Source organism: Gorillibacterium sp. CAU 1737 (assembly GCF_039888655.1).
Taxonomy (GTDB): Bacteria; Bacillota; Bacilli; order Paenibacillales; family NBRC-103111; genus Gorillibacterium.
This window is the reverse complement of record NZ_JBDQQO010000013.1, coordinates 15,350-31,196: the sequence shown is the minus strand read 5'-3', so window position 1 is coordinate 31,196 and position 15,847 is coordinate 15,350. Positions and strand designations below refer to the sequence as shown.

The 15,847-nt window shown below is 57.7% G+C and carries 13 protein-coding genes; 3 read left to right on the top strand and 10 right to left on the bottom strand.

The features are described 5' to 3' along the window. Positions 1 to 195 precede the first annotated feature (195 nt). Positions 196 to 999 carry a VLRF1 family aeRF1-type release factor gene (locus AAFN83_RS20235; RefSeq protein ID WP_347772753.1) on the top strand — a complete coding sequence of 268 codons (804 nt, stop codon included), beginning with the start codon at positions 196 to 198 and terminating at the stop codon, positions 997 to 999. A 118-nt stretch (positions 1,000 to 1,117) separates the two neighbouring features. Then, positions 1,118 to 2,602 (top strand): protein adenylyltransferase SelO, encoded by a 1,485-nt coding sequence (locus AAFN83_RS20230; protein WP_347772751.1) that lies wholly within the window; start codon positions 1,118 to 1,120, stop codon positions 2,600 to 2,602. A 94-nt stretch (positions 2,603 to 2,696) separates the two neighbouring features. On the opposite strand, the gene AAFN83_RS20225 is transcribed toward AAFN83_RS20230, so the two are convergent. Both AAFN83_RS20225 and AAFN83_RS20220 read right to left on the bottom strand, forming a co-directional pair. Further along, the gene (locus AAFN83_RS20225; protein WP_347772749.1) at positions 2,697 to 3,488 is read right to left on the bottom strand and encodes a class I SAM-dependent methyltransferase; all 792 of its coding nucleotides are present in this window, start codon (positions 3,486 to 3,488) and stop codon (positions 2,697 to 2,699) included. Positions 3,489 to 3,801: 313 nt separating this feature from the next. After that, on the bottom strand, positions 3,802 to 4,440 hold the full coding sequence (locus AAFN83_RS20220) for an NAD(P)-dependent oxidoreductase (RefSeq protein WP_347772747.1): 639 nt from the start codon (positions 4,438 to 4,440) through the stop codon (positions 3,802 to 3,804). A 255-nt stretch (positions 4,441 to 4,695) separates the two neighbouring features. On the opposite strand from AAFN83_RS20220, the gene AAFN83_RS20215 reads away from it, so the two are divergent. Next, the gene (locus AAFN83_RS20215) at positions 4,696 to 5,466 is read left to right on the top strand and encodes an ANT(4')-I family aminoglycoside nucleotidyltransferase (protein ID WP_347772745.1); all 771 of its coding nucleotides are present in this window, start codon (positions 4,696 to 4,698) and stop codon (positions 5,464 to 5,466) included. 106 nt (positions 5,467 to 5,572) lie between these two features. On the opposite strand, the gene pepF is transcribed toward AAFN83_RS20215, so the two are convergent. The 8 genes from pepF to AAFN83_RS20175 all read right to left on the bottom strand — a co-directional run bounded on the left by pepF (position 5,573) and on the right by AAFN83_RS20175 (position 15,715). After that, entirely contained in the window at positions 5,573 to 7,381 is a 1,809-nt protein-coding gene (gene pepF / locus AAFN83_RS20210) for an oligoendopeptidase F (RefSeq protein ID WP_347772743.1), read from the bottom strand. A 61-nt stretch (positions 7,382 to 7,442) separates the two neighbouring features. After that, positions 7,443 to 8,324, bottom strand: coding sequence for an L-serine ammonia-lyase, iron-sulfur-dependent, subunit alpha (sdaAA, locus tag AAFN83_RS20205; protein WP_347772741.1), 882 nt, complete (start codon positions 8,322 to 8,324; stop codon positions 7,443 to 7,445). A 150-nt stretch (positions 8,325 to 8,474) separates the two neighbouring features. Next, positions 8,475 to 9,155, bottom strand: a complete 681-nt coding sequence (sdaAB, locus tag AAFN83_RS20200) for an L-serine ammonia-lyase, iron-sulfur-dependent subunit beta (RefSeq protein WP_347772739.1) — start codon at positions 9,153 to 9,155, stop codon at positions 8,475 to 8,477. 256 nt (positions 9,156 to 9,411) lie between these two features. Next, positions 9,412 to 10,446, bottom strand: coding sequence for a DUF7309 domain-containing protein (locus AAFN83_RS20195; RefSeq protein ID WP_347772737.1), 1,035 nt, complete (start codon positions 10,444 to 10,446; stop codon positions 9,412 to 9,414). A gap of 179 nt (positions 10,447 to 10,625) precedes the next feature. Beyond that, positions 10,626 to 13,262 carry an FtsX-like permease family protein gene (locus AAFN83_RS20190; protein ID WP_347772735.1) on the bottom strand — a complete coding sequence of 879 codons (2,637 nt, stop codon included), beginning with the start codon at positions 13,260 to 13,262 and terminating at the stop codon, positions 10,626 to 10,628. Continuing rightward, positions 13,259 to 13,942: an ABC transporter ATP-binding protein gene (locus tag AAFN83_RS20185; RefSeq protein WP_347772733.1), complete on the bottom strand. Its 684-nt coding sequence runs from the start codon at positions 13,940 to 13,942 to the stop codon at positions 13,259 to 13,261. The genes AAFN83_RS20190 and AAFN83_RS20185 overlap by 4 nt, the downstream gene beginning before the upstream one ends. An 86-nt stretch (positions 13,943 to 14,028) precedes the next feature. Further along, complete coding sequence (locus AAFN83_RS20180; RefSeq protein WP_347772731.1) at positions 14,029 to 15,030, bottom strand: sensor histidine kinase; 1,002 nt, start codon at positions 15,028 to 15,030, stop codon at positions 14,029 to 14,031. A 1-nt stretch (position 15,031) separates the two neighbouring features. Beyond that, positions 15,032 to 15,715, bottom strand: coding sequence for a winged helix-turn-helix domain-containing protein (locus AAFN83_RS20175; RefSeq protein WP_347772729.1), 684 nt, complete (start codon positions 15,713 to 15,715; stop codon positions 15,032 to 15,034). Between the last annotated feature and the right edge of the window lie 132 nt (positions 15,716 to 15,847).

Below are 15,847 nucleotides of genomic sequence, written 5' to 3'. Positions count from 1 at the left end.
CATCCAAACGGCACCCGCCCTCGCCTGCACCAGGCCGAACCAACGCGGCGAGCCCTCGTCCATCCTCAAGTCTACTCCTTCGAGGAAAAGGCGACGGCTCGCCTTTTGCATATCTGAAATCCATCAAGAGGGGTTCTTCTCGGTCCGATTGGGGTAAGGAGATAGGACACCACTTATCGAAGGAGTGATGCCAGCATGACCTTTATGAAGCAATGGGAACGTCTATCCTCGTACAAGCCCGAGCCTGGGGAACGCTTTTTGACCGTGTACCTGAATACCCCAAGCAGCACGGGCCCTCGCCCGGAATGGACGCTTCACTTGAAGAACGGCCTCAAGAAGCTTCTGGAATACACCGAAGCGAGCGGCGATCAAGCCGGCTTGAAGCACTTGGAGAAGCTGAAGACGCGCATTGAAAAAGAAGCCGAAAGTCAACAGCCCGCGATGAAAAACGGGTTGTTTGTCGTAGCTGGCACATCCGGTCAGCTCGATCTCTTTGAAATCATGCAGACTCCGCTCCCGAACGCTTTCTACTGGGAAGAGCGCCCGCACCTTGAGGAGATGGAAAGGGTGATCGACCGCTTCCCCGCTGCAGGAATCGTTCAGGTGGGTGCCGATTCGGTGACGGTGCTCGACACTGTGCTGGGGGAGATCCGGCAGGAATACAACTTTGAATGGGATCCCGAGAGTGAGGATTGGCGCCCCTACGTTGGCCTGGCCGGCCCTGGGCGAACCGCCTCCAGCAGCACTCACCGCGACCAATTTCTTCTCAGGCTGGAGGCAAACCGCCAACGCTGGATGCAGCGGCTTCTGCCGGTACTGAATCGTTTCCAGCAGCAGAGAGGGTGGCAGGAAATGCTCTTTGTCGGGGAGAAATCGTTAGCACAGGAACTCGCCGATCAAGTCCGCTTCCCCGAGAAACGGGTGATTGGCAAAAACTTAAACGGTGCGGCCCCGCATGCGGTGCTGGATGAAGTGTATGCCGTTCGAAACGGGAATTGATCGGGCGGGCTTACGCTCTCAGTCGGCGGTATGGAACCCGCGCTCCTGACATACCCTATTTCCATTCCCTGTTCCATACCTTAGGCACTTTCGCTGCCTGCTGCTTGAAGGAGGCCTCATGAACGAATCCACCCCCTTGTCTCCCATCGGCTGGAGACTGGACAACAGCTACGCCCGCTTGCCTGACAGCTTTTATGTGAGGCAGGCCCCCAATCCGGTTCGGAGCCCCAGTTCTGTTCTGGTGAACGACAAGCTTGCGGCTGCACTCGGCCTGGATCCCGCTGCCTTACGCAGTCCTGAAGGGGTTGCCGCCCTGGCTGGAAACCGGCTGCCCGAAGGGAGTGTCCCTATCGCGGAAGCCTACGCCGGCCATCAGTTCGGGTATTTCACGATGCTCGGAGATGGCCGAGCGGTTCTGCTTGGCGAGCAGCTGCTGCCTTCGGGCGGGCGGCTGGACGTGCAATTGAAGGGCTCCGGCCGGACGCCGTTCTCTCGGCAGGGAGACGGGCGGGCAGCGCTCGGTCCCATGCTCCGGGAGTATGTGATCAGCGAGGCGATGAATGGCCTCGGCATTCCCACCACCCGGAGCCTGGCCGTCACGGCCACCGGCCAGCCGGTCCAACGCGAGCGGGAGCTGCCCGGAGCAGTCCTCACCCGCATCGCCGCCAGCCATCTGCGCGTCGGGACGTTCGAGTTCGCAGCCGGGCGAGGTGACAAGAGCGACCTCACCGCCCTCGCCGATTACGCTATCCAGCGGCACGATCCGGGACTCGCCGAGCTGCCCGCTGAGGAGCGCTATCTGCGCTTTTTAGAGGGGGTCATCAAGCGGCAGGCGTCCTTGATCGCCCAATGGCAGCTGGTTGGATTCGTACACGGCGTGATGAACACCGATAACATGACCATAAGCGGTGAAACGATCGATTACGGGCCTTGTGCCTTCCTGGACACCTATGATCCCGCGACGGTGTTCAGCTCCATCGACCGAAACGGGCGCTACGCCTTTGGCAACCAGCCGTCCATTGCTGCCTGGAACCTGGCGCGGCTGGCGGAAGCGCTGCTTCCCCTCCTTCACGAGAAGGAGGAAGAAGCCGTGCGCCTGGCGGAAGAGGCGGTGGGCACTTTCGCCGATCCGTTCCGCGAGCAGTGGCTCTCCGGGATGAGGGCGAAGCTCGGACTCGTTCTGGAAGAATCCGAGGACGACGACGAAGCCCTCATCGAGGACTTGCTTACGCTCATGAAGGAGCAGCGTGCAGACTACACCAATACGTTTCGCAACCTCACCCTCGGGGAGCTGGGAGAAGACGCGCTCTGCCTGACCCCGGCTTTCGGCGATTGGAAGCAGCGATGGAAGCTTCGCCAACACCGTGAAGCCGGAGTGACAGACGAGCAGCGTGAAGCGCTCATGCTCCGCTCCAACCCCGCCGTTATCCCGCGCAACCACCGGGTTGAGGAAGCTCTTGAAGCAGCCGAAGCAGGAGACCTTACCTTGGTAGAGCGACTGCTGCATGTTCTGGAGAACCCGTACGCATATTCCCCGGAACAACAAGAATACGCATCCGTCACCCGCTCAGACGCTCCGTATCGAACGTTCTGCGGCACCTAAGGACTGGAGTTTACCGCACGAATAAGAAGAGGAACCTTCCCTCCCGCTGGATGAGCGGGAGGGAAGGTTCCTTCTTTCCTTTTTTGAAACGGCATTAGGCTTTGCAGCAGACATAGAGCCCATGTGTACTCATTCCGCGAATGCTCGGCTCCCGGCACGTTTCATAATGGTAGCTTAACCAGGTTCCGTACTCCTCCTCGGTCATGCCGTCGATTGCGTCCTGAATGGTATGGCAGATGCTGTCCGTGCCTGCGTGATCGACCTCAACGACTTCATACCGGGCGAGCATGTTCTCCATCTCCTGCGGACTCAAGAAGCAGGCATCCGTCCAGAAGCAGGTTTCTTCTCCAGCGCGGGTCATCCCTCTATCAAGCACCTGCCGGATCACATCCTCCCGGAGAAACTCCCGCTGCCGGGAAGCCAGCATGGGCATGACGGAAAATTTGCCGATGTAGGCGATGGCCAGAACACCTCCCGGCTTCAGCACACGCAGGCATTCCTCTATACATTGATCGCGATCTTCTTCCGCCGTCAGGTGATACATCGGACCGAGGCACAACACCGCGTCGAAGGTTCCCTCCCCATAGCGGCTTAGATTGAGCGCGTTCCCGACTTCCGCGGTGAGCGGAATTCCGGTTTCCTGCGACTTTGCTTGGATGAGCTCAATGTGCTTCGGCGTGAGATCAACCGCCGTTACTTCATGCCCTCTCCCCGCATAAGTGAAGGAATAGGCTCCTCCGCCCGCTCCAACTTCCAGAATGCGGGCGTCTGCGGGAAGCAGCGGGTCCAGGACATGGAGGGTGGTCAGGTACTCGACCCTCCGCGACTTGCGGGTAAACCGGGAATCTTCGTCAATCTGATCGTAATAAGCGATCACTTGGTTCATGGGGGTTCCTCCTTTTTGCGGATGAAATATAAAAAAGCACCCCGCCTCCAAAGAGGCGAGATGCTTGCTCGCGGTACCACTCTCATTCGACCTGCACCAAGCAGGCCCTCGGGTTCGTAACGGGGGATCGTCCCCGATGCGCCTTCCTTGCGTTCCGGCACATGCCTCGGAAGGGGGATTCGTTGCCGGGCGGCATCGGGCTTTCACTCTCCCCGATTCGCTTTGTCGCGCCCAAAACAAGTACTGGCTTCGTCACTGGCTTTGTTATTTGAGCTAGTATACCAAGACCGGGAAATTTTTGTCAATCGTCAAATCAGTCGGACACCGTAAAGCGGTCCTGATGAACCGAAGGCTTCTCGATTTCATCCAAGATTGCCACCGCCATCGTTCCGCTCGTGGTATGCGACTTGCCGTCCGCTGCGGTCAGGAGATGAGTTTTGCCAAGCACCGGGGTGTGCTTTTCCCCCTCCACAAATTGGGCCGAAGGAGAAACGCCAACCCAGTTCACGTTATCGACCTGCCGCAGAAACTCCAGCTGCTTGTACTGGTTGACCGGAATCGAAATCCAGGCGTCGGCACCGGGAATGGTTTTGATCGTTTCCACAAACAGACGATCGTTATGGTCCAGCAAGCTGCCCGCCCCTAGAATAAAGAACAAACGCGGCGAAGACGTTTCGCGGAACAGGGCGACCAATTTCGCGGCGAGGTCAACATGCAGGTAGGCCTTGTCCGGTGCGGTTGCAAAAGCGTTGATGATGACATCGAACCCGCTCAGGTCAGATTTCTCCAGATCAAAGGCGTCCTTCACCAGCAAGCGGGCGTCGCTGCCAAGCACGGCTCTTCCCTTCTCCTCATTCCTCACAATGCCAACCACTTCATGCCCGCGTTCCACGGCTTCCTGGTAGGCGGCTTTCCCCGCCATACCGGCGGCTCCAATAATTGCAATTTTCATAGAATCAACCTCTTTCTGCGTAAGAGAATAAACCTCGTTGTAACCATATTAGTTACATTGAGATTCATTGTCAAGTCAGTTCCCTCTTCCTTGCAAAGAACGGTTATTCTCGCTAAACTGAACGAAAACTTGTTGCCAGGAGGTAGAGCCACATGCATCCGAAACATGTCCCTCGGTAAGCCCGTGCTCCTCCCCCTTGTCTCGGAAATGGATTCGAAATGATCGCAAAATCCGACAAGAGGAGAAGTGAAGCGTATGACAACCTTAGGTCCTGTGGAAAGAACACCCGAGGAGCGCCGCCAAACCTGTACCGTATTGGCCCAGCGCTTGCAAAATCGATTTGGTGACCGGCTTGTTGCCATTGGCGTGTACGGCTCCATTGCCCGCGGCACGGACGGTCCTTATTCCGATATCGAAATGATGGCCGTTGTACACGAGCTCAGCTCAACCGATGTATCCTGCTACGAGTGGTCGAGCGGTCCCTGGAAAGCGGAAGTGGATATCTGCGAGGCAAACGAGCTGCTGCAAGAAGCGGCAACCGTCGAAGGAAGATGGCCGCTCACGCACGGTTCGATGCATGTCGTTTGGCCGCTGTATGACCCGAGCGGGTACTTTGCACGCCTGAAGGAAGCTGTGGAATCTCCATCAGATGAAGCGTTCCACGGCGCGATAAATGAGGTACTGGTGGGCGAGATGTACGAGTTCATCGGCAAGCTGCGCAATGTAGAGCGAAACGGTCCCGTGACGTACTTGCCGTACCTTGCCATGCAGATGGCGAATTATGGCGCCATGCTTTTGGGGCTGCACCACCGCAGGCTATTCACCACCGGTGCGCTCGTTCTGCCGGAGGCATGCGCCTTCCCGGATCAGCCAGACGGCTTCAAAGAACTCGCCGCGCTCGCCATGAACGGGGAGCTATCTGATGCGAAGCGAATCGCGGTTGCTTGCGAGCGGTTCTGGAACGGCCTTGTGCAATGGGCCGCAAGCCGCGGCTATCGCATTGGGAGTGAAGCGATTCCGTTCTAAGGCATGAGCTCCTCAAGGAACAAGCCCCCATCCCGATTTCACGGGATGGGGGCTTGTTGGGTATTAGCTGTGAGAACCTTTCAACCTCTTCCATCTGCACTCCTTCTCATTCGGAGCCGTACCCTTGCTCTAGCTCCGTCACGAGGTCGCCAACATAGGCGGCAGCGGAGCGGATCGCAGCGGGGTCCTCCATGTTTACGCCCGCGAGCTTCATCAGCTCCAGCGGGGAGAGCGAGCCCCCGGCCTTCAACACCGTCAACCAGCGGTCGACGGCCGGTTGGCCCTCCTCGCGGATCATGGCGGCGACCGCCGTGGAAGCGGTGAGGCCGGCCGCGTAGGTGTACGGGTAGAGGCCGCGGTAGTAATGGGGCTGGCGCATCCAGGTGAGGCTGGCGTCTTCGTCCAGTTCAACGGCGTCGCCCCAGAACTCGGCGAGCACTTGGCCGAACAGGCTCGACAGCTTAGCTGCCGTCAATGCTTCACCGGCCTCGGCAGCTGCATACACCCGCCGCTGATAGACTCCTTCGAGCAAATGCGTGACGAAGTTGTGGTAATAGGTGCTGAGCAAGCCCTCTACCACCACACGTTGGTAACGCGGATCGTCAGATTGACCGCGCAGGTAGTCGGTCAAGAGCAGCTCATTCATCGTTGACGGCGCTTCGATGAAATACAGCGTCGGTCGTGCATCGGTGGCCCGCTGATAACGAGCGGCCAGCGTCAGGTGTCCGGCATGGCCCAGCTCATGCGCCAGCGTGAAGGCGCTGCGAATGCTGCCGGCCCAGGTCATGAGGATGAACGAAGGGAGTCCGAATGTGCTGGAGCAGAATGCGCCCGTCGATTTGCCGATATTATCGGCGTAATCGATGCGCCGGTTCGTCAGCATGTCGTCGATGATAGCCCCGTACTCGTCACCCATGACGCCGAGGGCTTTGCGGACGATCTCCGCCGCTTCTTCGTAGGTTGCGAGCGGGCTGTAATCCGGGTCAAGCGGAGCCCGCAAATCCGCGTAGGTCATGCGCGGGAGGCCGAATACCCGCTGCTTCAAGCGGGCATAACGCCGCATATGAGGGGCGAGCTCGAGGAAGAGCGTATCCAGTACGGCTGCGTACATGTCCTTCGTGACCTGCTGAGGGAGAAGCAGCATGTCCGTCACCGACTCGTAGCCGCGCAGGCGAGACAGAACGACCTGCCGTTTCACCTCGGTGGAATATACGGCTGCAAAGGTATTTCGGTACTGCCGCAGGGTTGCCGAGAAGGACGCGTAGGCGTTATGGCGCAAGACCGGATCTGATGACAGCTCCAACCCTGTCTCGAAGGTGGCAAAGGAGAGCGGATGCTCCTGCCCTTGTCCATCCTTAACCGGGGCGAAGCTCATATCCGACAGCTTGCTGCGCGAATAGATCCGTTCCGGAGCCCCCAGCACCTCGCTGAGTCCCGCCAGGGCTGCTTCCGTCTCCGCGGACAGCCGATACGGCTTGGCTCGCCGGAGATTGGTCAGCATGATGCGAAACGCCGCGAGCGCCTCGCTTCGCTCCATCCACTCGTCCAGCGTCTCATCTGCGATATCCATCAGCTCGGAGCGGACGAATGACAGCTCTGCCGCTGCCTCCGCACCGAGGTCTCCCATCGCAGCGGACCGCGCCTGATAGTCGGAATTGGAGCCTTCTCCCGAAAGATGCAGGCGCGAATAAGCAGAAGCCTGCTGCAACCGAATCTGATACGCTTCGAGCGCATCAAGGCAGGCCGCAAGCATCTCCGCGCTCTCGGCGAGCTTGCCCCGATACCGGGTCACGCCCTCTATGTCTGCTCGAAGAGAGAGGAGCTCGGCTTCCCACTCCTCCCAACCAGCAAAAATAACCGACAAATCCCATGTTGCCTCGACCGGCACTTCCGTCCGCGTCAATCGTTCATTCATTGGGTTCTCCTCCTATGCAATGAGGCCGCATGTCTTCTCGACAAGCAGCCTCGTGTTGGGTTTATTCGCTGTCGTGAGCCAGCTTTTTCATGATTTCCTTGCCGGTGGGCGTCTGGGCCAGTCCGCCTTTTGCCGTTTCGCGATGCTTCTCCGGCATGGCAGCTCCAACCTCCAGCATAACCTCGACCACTTCGTCGCTCGGGATGACGCTTCGGACACCGGCCAGCGCCATGTCCGCCGCCGCGAGTGCCGTCACCGCACCGAAGCCGTTGCGGATGATGCAGGGGATTTCGACCAGCCCGCCGACCGGATCGCAGATCAAGCCGAGGGTGTTCTTCAGCGCGAGCCCGACCGCATGAACGGCCTGCTCCGGCGTCCCGCCCTTCAGCTCGGCAAGAGCCCCGGCGGCCATTCCGATCGCAGAGCCAACCTCGGCTTGGCAGCCGCCTTCTGCGCCGGAGATGAAGGAATTGTTCGCGATGACGTAGCCGATGGCGCCGGCCGCGAACAGGCCGTTCGTCATCTGCTCGTCGCTCCAACCGAAACGCTCCTGGCAGCTGACGAACACGCCGGGGATAATGCCGCAGGAGCCGGCCGTCGGTGTCGCGATGATCCGCCCCATCGAGGCGTTCACCTCCGAGACGGCAAGGGCATAGGCCATCGCCCGGCTCGCTCCGTCCCCGAGCGAGGATTCACCTGCTGCGGCGTAAGCCGACACACGCTGCGCGTCGAGTCCAGTAAGCCCGCTGCGCGACCGGGTGTCCTCGGTGAGTCCCTTGTGAACCGCTTCCTTCATGATCTGATAATAAGCCTCCATCTGGGCGAACTCACTCGCGGCGTCCCGCCCGGATTCCTGGCATTGCTCCTTGCGCATCATTTCCCCAATCGTCAGCTTTTCGGCTGTGCACAGCTCTGCCAATCCCTTTAATGTCCGAAACCTCACGTCGTTCCCTTCCTCCTGCGACTGTCCGTGTCTGCACCATATTCCTGCTTTTTTACCTTGCTATGCGTTGCTAGCAATTTGGATAAGAGGCTGTTCCCAGCCCCAGGGTAAACGAGTTCTGCTGCTTCCTCCAAAAGAGGCTTGCCTGCTCTAGCTCAATTCCACTGCGCGAAGCTCGCGTATGGAGGGAAAGCCGGACAATTCCTCCAAGAGGGCCGACGGGATCGCCGCATCCAGCTCCAGCACCATCATCGCGTCACCGGCGCGGCTCTTGCGGTCCACCGACATGTAGCCGATGTTGACCCATTCCCGTTTGAGAATCTGCGTGATGTCCGCAATGACGCCCGGGCTATCCGTGTGGGTGATCACCAGAGTGGGATAAACGCCGCTGAACCGAACGTTAAAGCCATTCACGTTCACCACTTCGATATTTCCCCCGCCGATGGAAGTCCCGGTCATGAAGAGAGCGGGCTCTTCGGCATCCTGCTCATACAGCTTGATGACGGCGGTGTTTGGGTGCGGGTGCATCCCCTTGCCTGGGACGAATACGACCTCGGTTCCGCTTGCACGCGCGATCTCCTGCGCCTGGGGAAGCCGTTCATCGTCTGTCGGGTAATCGAGCAGGCCGCCGACAATGGCCATATCGGTACCGTGGCCTTTGTACGTATCCGCAAAAGACCCATAGAGGACGATCTCTGCTTTGGCAGGCTGGCGATCTCGCCCGTACAGATGACGAGCAGCGCGTCCTATGCGGGCTGCCCCCGCTGTATGGGAGCTGGAGGGTCCGACCATGGCCGGACCGATGATAGAGAACACGTCCTTGAATCGCATGGAAAGCCCTCTTTTCTTGAAATCCTTGAAGTCCTTGAAAAGCATCCGACTTATTGTAGCACGAGAACGCGGAGCTTAACAGCCGAAAGTGACCTCATGAACGCATTTCGTGGAAGGTTTTCTAACATTACCACTTTCGAGCAGCACAGCAAAAGAGAGCCGCAAAGCGGCTCCCTTGATTGGTTTAGTGAACAGACTCCTAGTCAGAGGCCGGTCTGTATCGATTTGTACCGATTTGCACCGATCTCTCCGTAGACTAACGTCCTGCCGTTAAGCCCATCATCATGTTGTCCTTCGCTTCCTCCAGAGCGGGAAGCTCCATCGCCAGGTAGGCTTCAATTTCGAGGTATTGCAGAATAGGTCCGATGTACATGTAAGCTTCCTCGGTCAGGGCTTCGATCCGTGAAGGGATTACCTGTTGCTTGTCAATGGCCTCCAGGAAGCCGTCGACTGCCTCTTGGGCGATGATCTCCCGGCTGCTGATTCCAGCCTTCAGAATCTGGCCGCTGGCTTGATCCACGAGCAGGAGCAGCTTCGGGAAGATGGCCCGCTCGCCTTCCATCAACGGCACTGGAATGTACGTGCAGTCGATTTCCCATACGGCTTCCCGACTCAACTCACCCTTCTTCAAGCGTGCGAGATGGAGCTCGTCCACTCGGATGCCCATGGTCTCGTCCGGGACCGCCTCCGTCTGAACCGGCAGAGAGCGCCACTCGTTCTCCCAGACGGCAGCCTGTCCGTCCGAAGCGTCCGAACGGCGCACGCGCACTAAGATCTTCGTGGGATCGTCATGTAGCAGCTCGTCCGCCTTCGTGCGGTACTCTTCCGCAAGCTGCATGCCTTGTTGAAGTGCCAGCGTCAAATACTCCACCTGCTCGGCTGTTAGCTGCGATGAGGGCACATACCCGGGCTCGTAATAGAGAAAAGCAGGCCAGGCGTTCTTGCCGCGGAAGGTCAGCCCGAGCTCCTTGATCTTTCGCCGTTCTTCCGGGTGCAGGTCTTCCCGGTCGTTCAGCGCCATGAGCAGACAGTGCTGGGTGAACAAAGGATCTTCATCCACGTCCCCATTCAACATGTCCATGAGTACGGAAAGTCCGCGCGTCCCCAAGTAAAGCGATAGGCCGAAGGCTTCTCCACCTTGCCCAAGGATGCTGATATAACCGATCTCTTTCGTATCCGGGTGCTCGATGCCGAAGAGATGCCCGTTCGACAGCCATTCCCAGCTCCCTTGCTTTTTAAAGGTCGCAGCCATGTCATATAGGGAAGTCCATTGATCGTTCGTTGGTTGCATGAGTAAAGCGACTCCTCTTCATTAGGATATCCCCGATTGTCTCATGAAGAGAAGGGGGATGTCCAGTTTCGGAGGAGCCGCAGAGAGGCTGCCGAGAGCTGTCGAATGCCGGGGTGGTGCCGAATGCCGGTTTAGATGATCCGCTGCCTAATGCGTTCTGTCCATTTCCTGGATGAAGACTACAGGTTCTCGGTGCGCAGGCCGTCCAAAATGTTCTCATTACGGATTTTCGCTGCTGAATAGAGCATCGACGACCCCACAATCAGGAACACGGCACCGATGGAGATGAACACGCTGTGCCAGGGAATGCCGAACTCAAATCGGAAGGAGCCGGAGAGCGAGCCGAAGAGCAGCAGCATGATGAGAAAGCTGATCGGAAGACCATAGAGCAAGGTTTTGATTCCATAGAAGAGACTCTCAAACCGGATCATCTTGTTGAACCCTCGCGGGGTCATGCCGACCGATCGCAGCATGGCGAACTCCCTTTTGCGAAGGGCAATGCTGGTCGAAATCGTATTGAAAATGTTGGCGGTGGCGATCGCCGTGATCAAGGCGACAAACCCGAAGGAGAAGATGTTTAAAATCTGCATGAGCTGGCGATTCTGCTGCCGGTTTTTGTAGACATTCCAGATTTGCAGCTCGCTTCTTCCCCGGTCCTGCTCCCACTTTTCAATATCCGATTGCAACCCGATGGGGTCTTTGCTGTTCAGAAACAACAATACGTTGGGCTGAACGTGTGTGTTAGCCAGATGATGGGCAAAGGACTCCCATTGCTTGAGGGGAAGAACGACGGTAAACGAAGCGCCGCCCGCATTCGTCACACCGAGCGGCATTTTGTTTGTCAGGAAAGAAACCTTGACATCTCCCAGTTCCTGCTGCTTGTCCAGCTTTTCATCCGGCGGGTTCACCAGCCTCAAGTTCTCCCCTACGCTCAAGCGTACCGCCTGAATCTCAACGAATTTCCCATTCACTCGGCCGAATGTCCGATCTACGACGATGGCGGCGGGTTGCGCAGAGGCGGTCAAGCTCGCGGGGGCTGCTCCGACCTCTAAGGCATACTGAGCGAAGGTAGCCTCCGTCAACCCGATCACCTGCACCGTGTGCAGGTTTCCATCCACGCCTTCCGGTGATGAAGCGTTCTCCGGTTTTGTCATTTCTTGATCCGGGGTTGCCTTCCAGAAGCCGTAGAGTTGGGAGACGATCGAGCTTTCTTCGACCTTTTCAAATTGGGTAATTTTGTTGAAGAGTGCGATCTTGTCCGAGGCGAAGTCCTTGCCTGCGCCCTGTTCAGCGTTGCCTGAATTCGTTCGCAGCGACACCTGCATGTCATAATTGATGTCGTCCTGACTCATGTTCACTGAAATGCCCATGTAATAAGTGAACGTGGAAACCGTCAGGAACAACACAAGGCTGACAATAAGAGAAAAGACCGTTGCCCGATAGCGGCGCCGATTGCGCTTCAGGTTCTTCAGCCCGATCTCTGCCTCAAACCCAAACAGTCTACGGGTAAGACGGGATGTCTTCACGTTCTTGTTCGTGAGCTTGATCTCCTGAGATTGCCGGATTGCCTCGATCGGAGAGATACGCGATGCCCTTCGTGCCGGGCTGTATGTGGAGATGAAGAGGGTAGCGGCTGAGACGAGAACTGCCATAAGAAGAGAAGCGGGAGAGACCTTCACCAGCAGCTTTTCCGCTATGTTTGTGGTACTGGCCAGCAGCGGATTGACGAAGAGAAAGGTGATGGCCATTCCGGCAAGCCCCGCCGCGAGACCGATGGGAATGCTGATCAAGCCGATGACGGCTCCTTCAAAAATCACCGACTTCCGCTTCTGCTTGCGGGTTGCGCCGATGCTGGACAGCATGCCGAGCTGCCGGGAACGTTCTGCCACGGAGATGGCAAACGCATTGTAGACGAGCGACACGGAGCCGATGACGATGATCGTCAGAACGACTCCAAGAAAGAGGTAGAGGGTTCTTTGCAGGGATTCCGTCCCTGTAATCCCGTAATACCGGAGAAGGGGGTTGTTGAATTGCACATCGGATATCTTCAACTGCTCACCAAGCTCGCGTGCCTGCTCAAAGATTCCCCGTGTGACATGTTTCCAAGCGGTTGATGCACTGACGGTTTCGGTTGGGTTCAGCTTGGCGAGATCCAGATGAGACAGCGCCGTATACCCCGGTGCCCAGGTTGGCTCCCAAACGGGGCGCTTGATAATCCCTACGACTTTGTAGACATGGCGCTCCTGACTGACCAGCTTTTCGGCTGCTCCTCCCGAGGAGTCCGTTTGGAGCGGCTCATTCTGCCCCAGCTTCGTCGAGGGAACCCCTTCTACTTGCCGTTCGCCAAGCACCAGGGTCAGCTCATCGCCAATGGAAACCTTCGCTCCCCCGTTCGTGAGCATATGCTCGGAGAGCGCTAGCTCGCTGTCCGTTGCCGGAAGCCGCCCTTCCTTGATTTGGACGGGAAACCGGTCAAAGGCATCCGCATTAAACTCTCTAACGAAAAGATAGGGCTTGTCGGGATTCCTGCTGGTTGGAAGGCTCGCATACCCCTTCTCATGAATGAGGGAGACCGCCTCCACCTTCTTATCGGCAGCCAATTTCTCAGCCTGCACCGGTGTAACATTCGGGTACAGCACATGCCAATTCCCGTTGCTGGCTTTGGCATTGCGCTGCATGAGGTCCATGAAGGAGGTGCCAAGCGTCGTTACCGCTGTGATCATCGCAACGGAGATGATCACGCCGATGAGGGTGACCCCCGTGCGCTTCTTGTTCAGGCGTAGCTGACGGAGGGTCAGCCGATTCATGACATTCATCGCCGGATCACCTCATCACGAGCGATGCGTCCGTCGGCAATGGTCAGGATTCGATCCGCCTGAAGGGCGATCCGTTCGTCATGCGTGATGACGAGAAGCGTCTGGTTGTATTTCTTGTTGAAGAGGCGCAGCAGATCCATGATCTCGCCGCTGTTCTTGCTGTCCAGGTTGCCGGTCGGCTCATCCGCCAGGATGATGGCCGGATTGTTGATGAGGGCTCGTCCAATGGACACCCGCTGCTGCTGGCCGCCCGACAGCTGGTTTGGGAGGTGACCCAGGCGGTTCTCCAGATGAAGGGCCTGGACGATGTCGGACAGGTACTCTCGATCGACCTTATGATGATCCAGCAGCAGGGGGAGCGTGAGGTTCTCTTCCACGTTCAGCACCGGAATGAGGTTGTAGAATTGATAGATGAGTCCGATCTGCCGCCTACGAAAAATCGCAAGTCGCTCCTCGTCCATCTGGTAAACATCCGTATTGTCCACATAGAGTTTACCTGAGCTGGGCCGATCCACTCCGCCCAAGATGTGCAGCAGCGTCGATTTCCCTGAGCCGGACGGGCCAATGATGGCGACGAATTGTCCTTTTTGCACCGTGAAGGATACGTCATCCAACGCTTTGACCGCTGTTTCGCCGCTTCCGTACACCTTCGACAGGTGTTCGATTCGCAAAATATCCATTACGCACTTCCGCCTCCTGCATTCGTGTTGGTTCCACTTTACCGCGTGCAGGTGACGATCCGGTGACAGGGTCGGTGACGATTTCGTCACATCGGCTTGTGAAAGCGGACGGTAAAGGTCGTTCCTTGTCCCAGCTCGCTCTTCACGGACAGGTCTGCCTGCTGATGATGAAGGATGGAGCGGGCCATGGCGAGGCCGATGCCGACACTGTCCGCACTGGAAGACTTCCCTTTGTAGAAGCGCTCAAACACGTGCGGAAGGTCAACTGGATCGATTCCGTTGCCGTTATCGGAGATCAGGATTTCGGTATATAGCGGATTTTCGTCAAACGAAACTTCAATCCGTCCGCCTGCTCCACTATGCTCCGTTGCATTCTTGAGAACATTGAGCAACGCCTCCACCGTCCAGTTGTGATCGCCGATGAACATTGCTTCTGGATTGCCTTCAATCGTCAGCGTCTGCTCCTTCACCTCCATCGGAAGAAGAAGCGGGGCAGAGGCTTTGTCGAGGACGGCTTGCACCCGGCATGGTTCGCGCTTGAAGCGCACGGCTCCCGCATCGATCTTGGACAGCTTGAGCAGGGCGGTCACCAGCCATTCGATCCGCTCCAATTGATTGCGAATGCTGCGAAGAAACGTTCGGCGGTTGTCCTCCTGAAGCTTGGGGTCGCCGAGCAGGTCAACCATGACCAGCATGGAGGTGAGGGGTGTTTTCAACTGGTGAGAGATATCGGAGAGCGAGTCAGCCAGATACGCCTTATCCCGTCGGAGCAGTTCCGCCTGCTCTGAAAGCATGAGCGTCAGCTTGTAGATCTCGCTCTGGAGGATGCTGAGCTCTCCTTCGCGATGATCGCGGATGTCGAGGGTATAACAGCCAGCCCGGATGGAGCGAAGATCATGAGACAGCTCCTGAATGCTCCGGTAGCGCCGATGCGTGAAGAACAAAGTAAGGGCCGATAGCGCGAGGCCGGTTGCGAGCGTCAGGAGCCCGGCGGCCGGGCTGATCCATACATACCCGCAGGAGGCTGCCGCAAAGGTGAGCAAGAGAGAGGACAGGAGCCAGCCTGCCCATTCCCGGTTTCGCAGCACGCTAGTCACCCGCCTTATAGCCGAGGCCGCGTACCGTATGGATGATCGCCGGATTCCCCGGATCATTCTCCAGCTTCTCGCGTAGCCGCTTGATGTAGACCGTCAAGGTGTTATCATTCACGAAGTCTCCCGCGATATCCCAGATGCTCTCCAACAGCTGGCTGCGGGTAAGCACTTGCCCCGGATGGTTCGCCAAGGTGAGAAGCAGTCGGTATTCGAGGGGAGTCAACATCACCTCATGCTCATCCTTGAATACCTTGGCCTCAAGAAGATGAATGCGAACCGGCCCGATCTGCAAAAGGGGCTTCGCCTGCGCCCCTGTCTTGCTGTAGCGGCGCAATACCGTCTGAATGCGCGACATGAGCTCCCTCAACCGGAATGGCTTCGTGATATAATCGTCCGCCCCCATATCGAGACCCATGACGACATTGCCTTCATCGTCGCAAGCGGTGAGGAAGATGACCGGCACGTCACTTCTCGCCTTCACCTCGCGGCACAGCTCGTAGCCGCTGCCGTCCGGCAGCGCCAGATCGAGCAGCAGCAGGTCGAAGTTGTGCTCGTTCGGAAGGGCTTGTCTCGCCTTCTCCAAGGTCGGGCAGATCGTGACGGAATAGCCTTCTTGGCTGAGTGAATAGTCCAGCCCGGTCGCAATGGAGGCGTCGTCCTCCACGAGTAATAAGTTCATAGGATGGTTCACCATCGCTTTATTAGAAGATGGCTTCATTATACCCAAGTCTTCCCTGGAGGGGAAAGCCGGATGTATGAGAAAGGGAGCTTGGCATCCATTGCCAAGCTCCCTGATTACGCCTATTCCGGT

What these genes read in the sequence shown, in the direction of transcription:
- AAFN83_RS20220 (WP_347772747.1), bottom strand. Translation starts at nt 4,440, where the DNA reads ATGAAAATTGCAATTATTGGAGCCGCCGGTATGGCGGGGAAAGCCGCC.
- AAFN83_RS20195 (WP_347772737.1), bottom strand. Translation starts at nt 10,446, where the DNA reads ATGCAACCAACGAACGATCAATGGACTTCCCTATATGACATGGCTGCG.
- AAFN83_RS20230 (WP_347772751.1), top strand. Translation starts at nt 1,118, where the DNA reads ATGAACGAATCCACCCCCTTGTCTCCCATCGGCTGGAGACTGGACAAC.
- AAFN83_RS20235 (WP_347772753.1), top strand. Translation starts at nt 196, where the DNA reads ATGACCTTTATGAAGCAATGGGAACGTCTATCCTCGTACAAGCCCGAG.
- pepF (WP_347772743.1), bottom strand. Translation starts at nt 7,381, where the DNA reads ATGAATGAACGATTGACGCGGACGGAAGTGCCGGTCGAGGCAACATGG.
- sdaAB (WP_347772739.1), bottom strand. Translation starts at nt 9,155, where the DNA reads ATGCGATTCAAGGACGTGTTCTCTATCATCGGTCCGGCCATGGTCGGA.
- AAFN83_RS20185 (WP_347772733.1), bottom strand. Translation starts at nt 13,942, where the DNA reads ATGGATATTTTGCGAATCGAACACCTGTCGAAGGTGTACGGAAGCGGC.
- AAFN83_RS20225 (WP_347772749.1), bottom strand. Translation starts at nt 3,488, where the DNA reads ATGAACCAAGTGATCGCTTATTACGATCAGATTGACGAAGATTCCCGG.
- AAFN83_RS20190 (WP_347772735.1), bottom strand. Translation starts at nt 13,262, where the DNA reads ATGAATGTCATGAATCGGCTGACCCTCCGTCAGCTACGCCTGAACAAG.
- AAFN83_RS20175 (WP_347772729.1), bottom strand. Translation starts at nt 15,715, where the DNA reads ATGAACTTATTACTCGTGGAGGACGACGCCTCCATTGCGACCGGGCTG.
- AAFN83_RS20215 (WP_347772745.1), top strand. Translation starts at nt 4,696, where the DNA reads ATGACAACCTTAGGTCCTGTGGAAAGAACACCCGAGGAGCGCCGCCAA.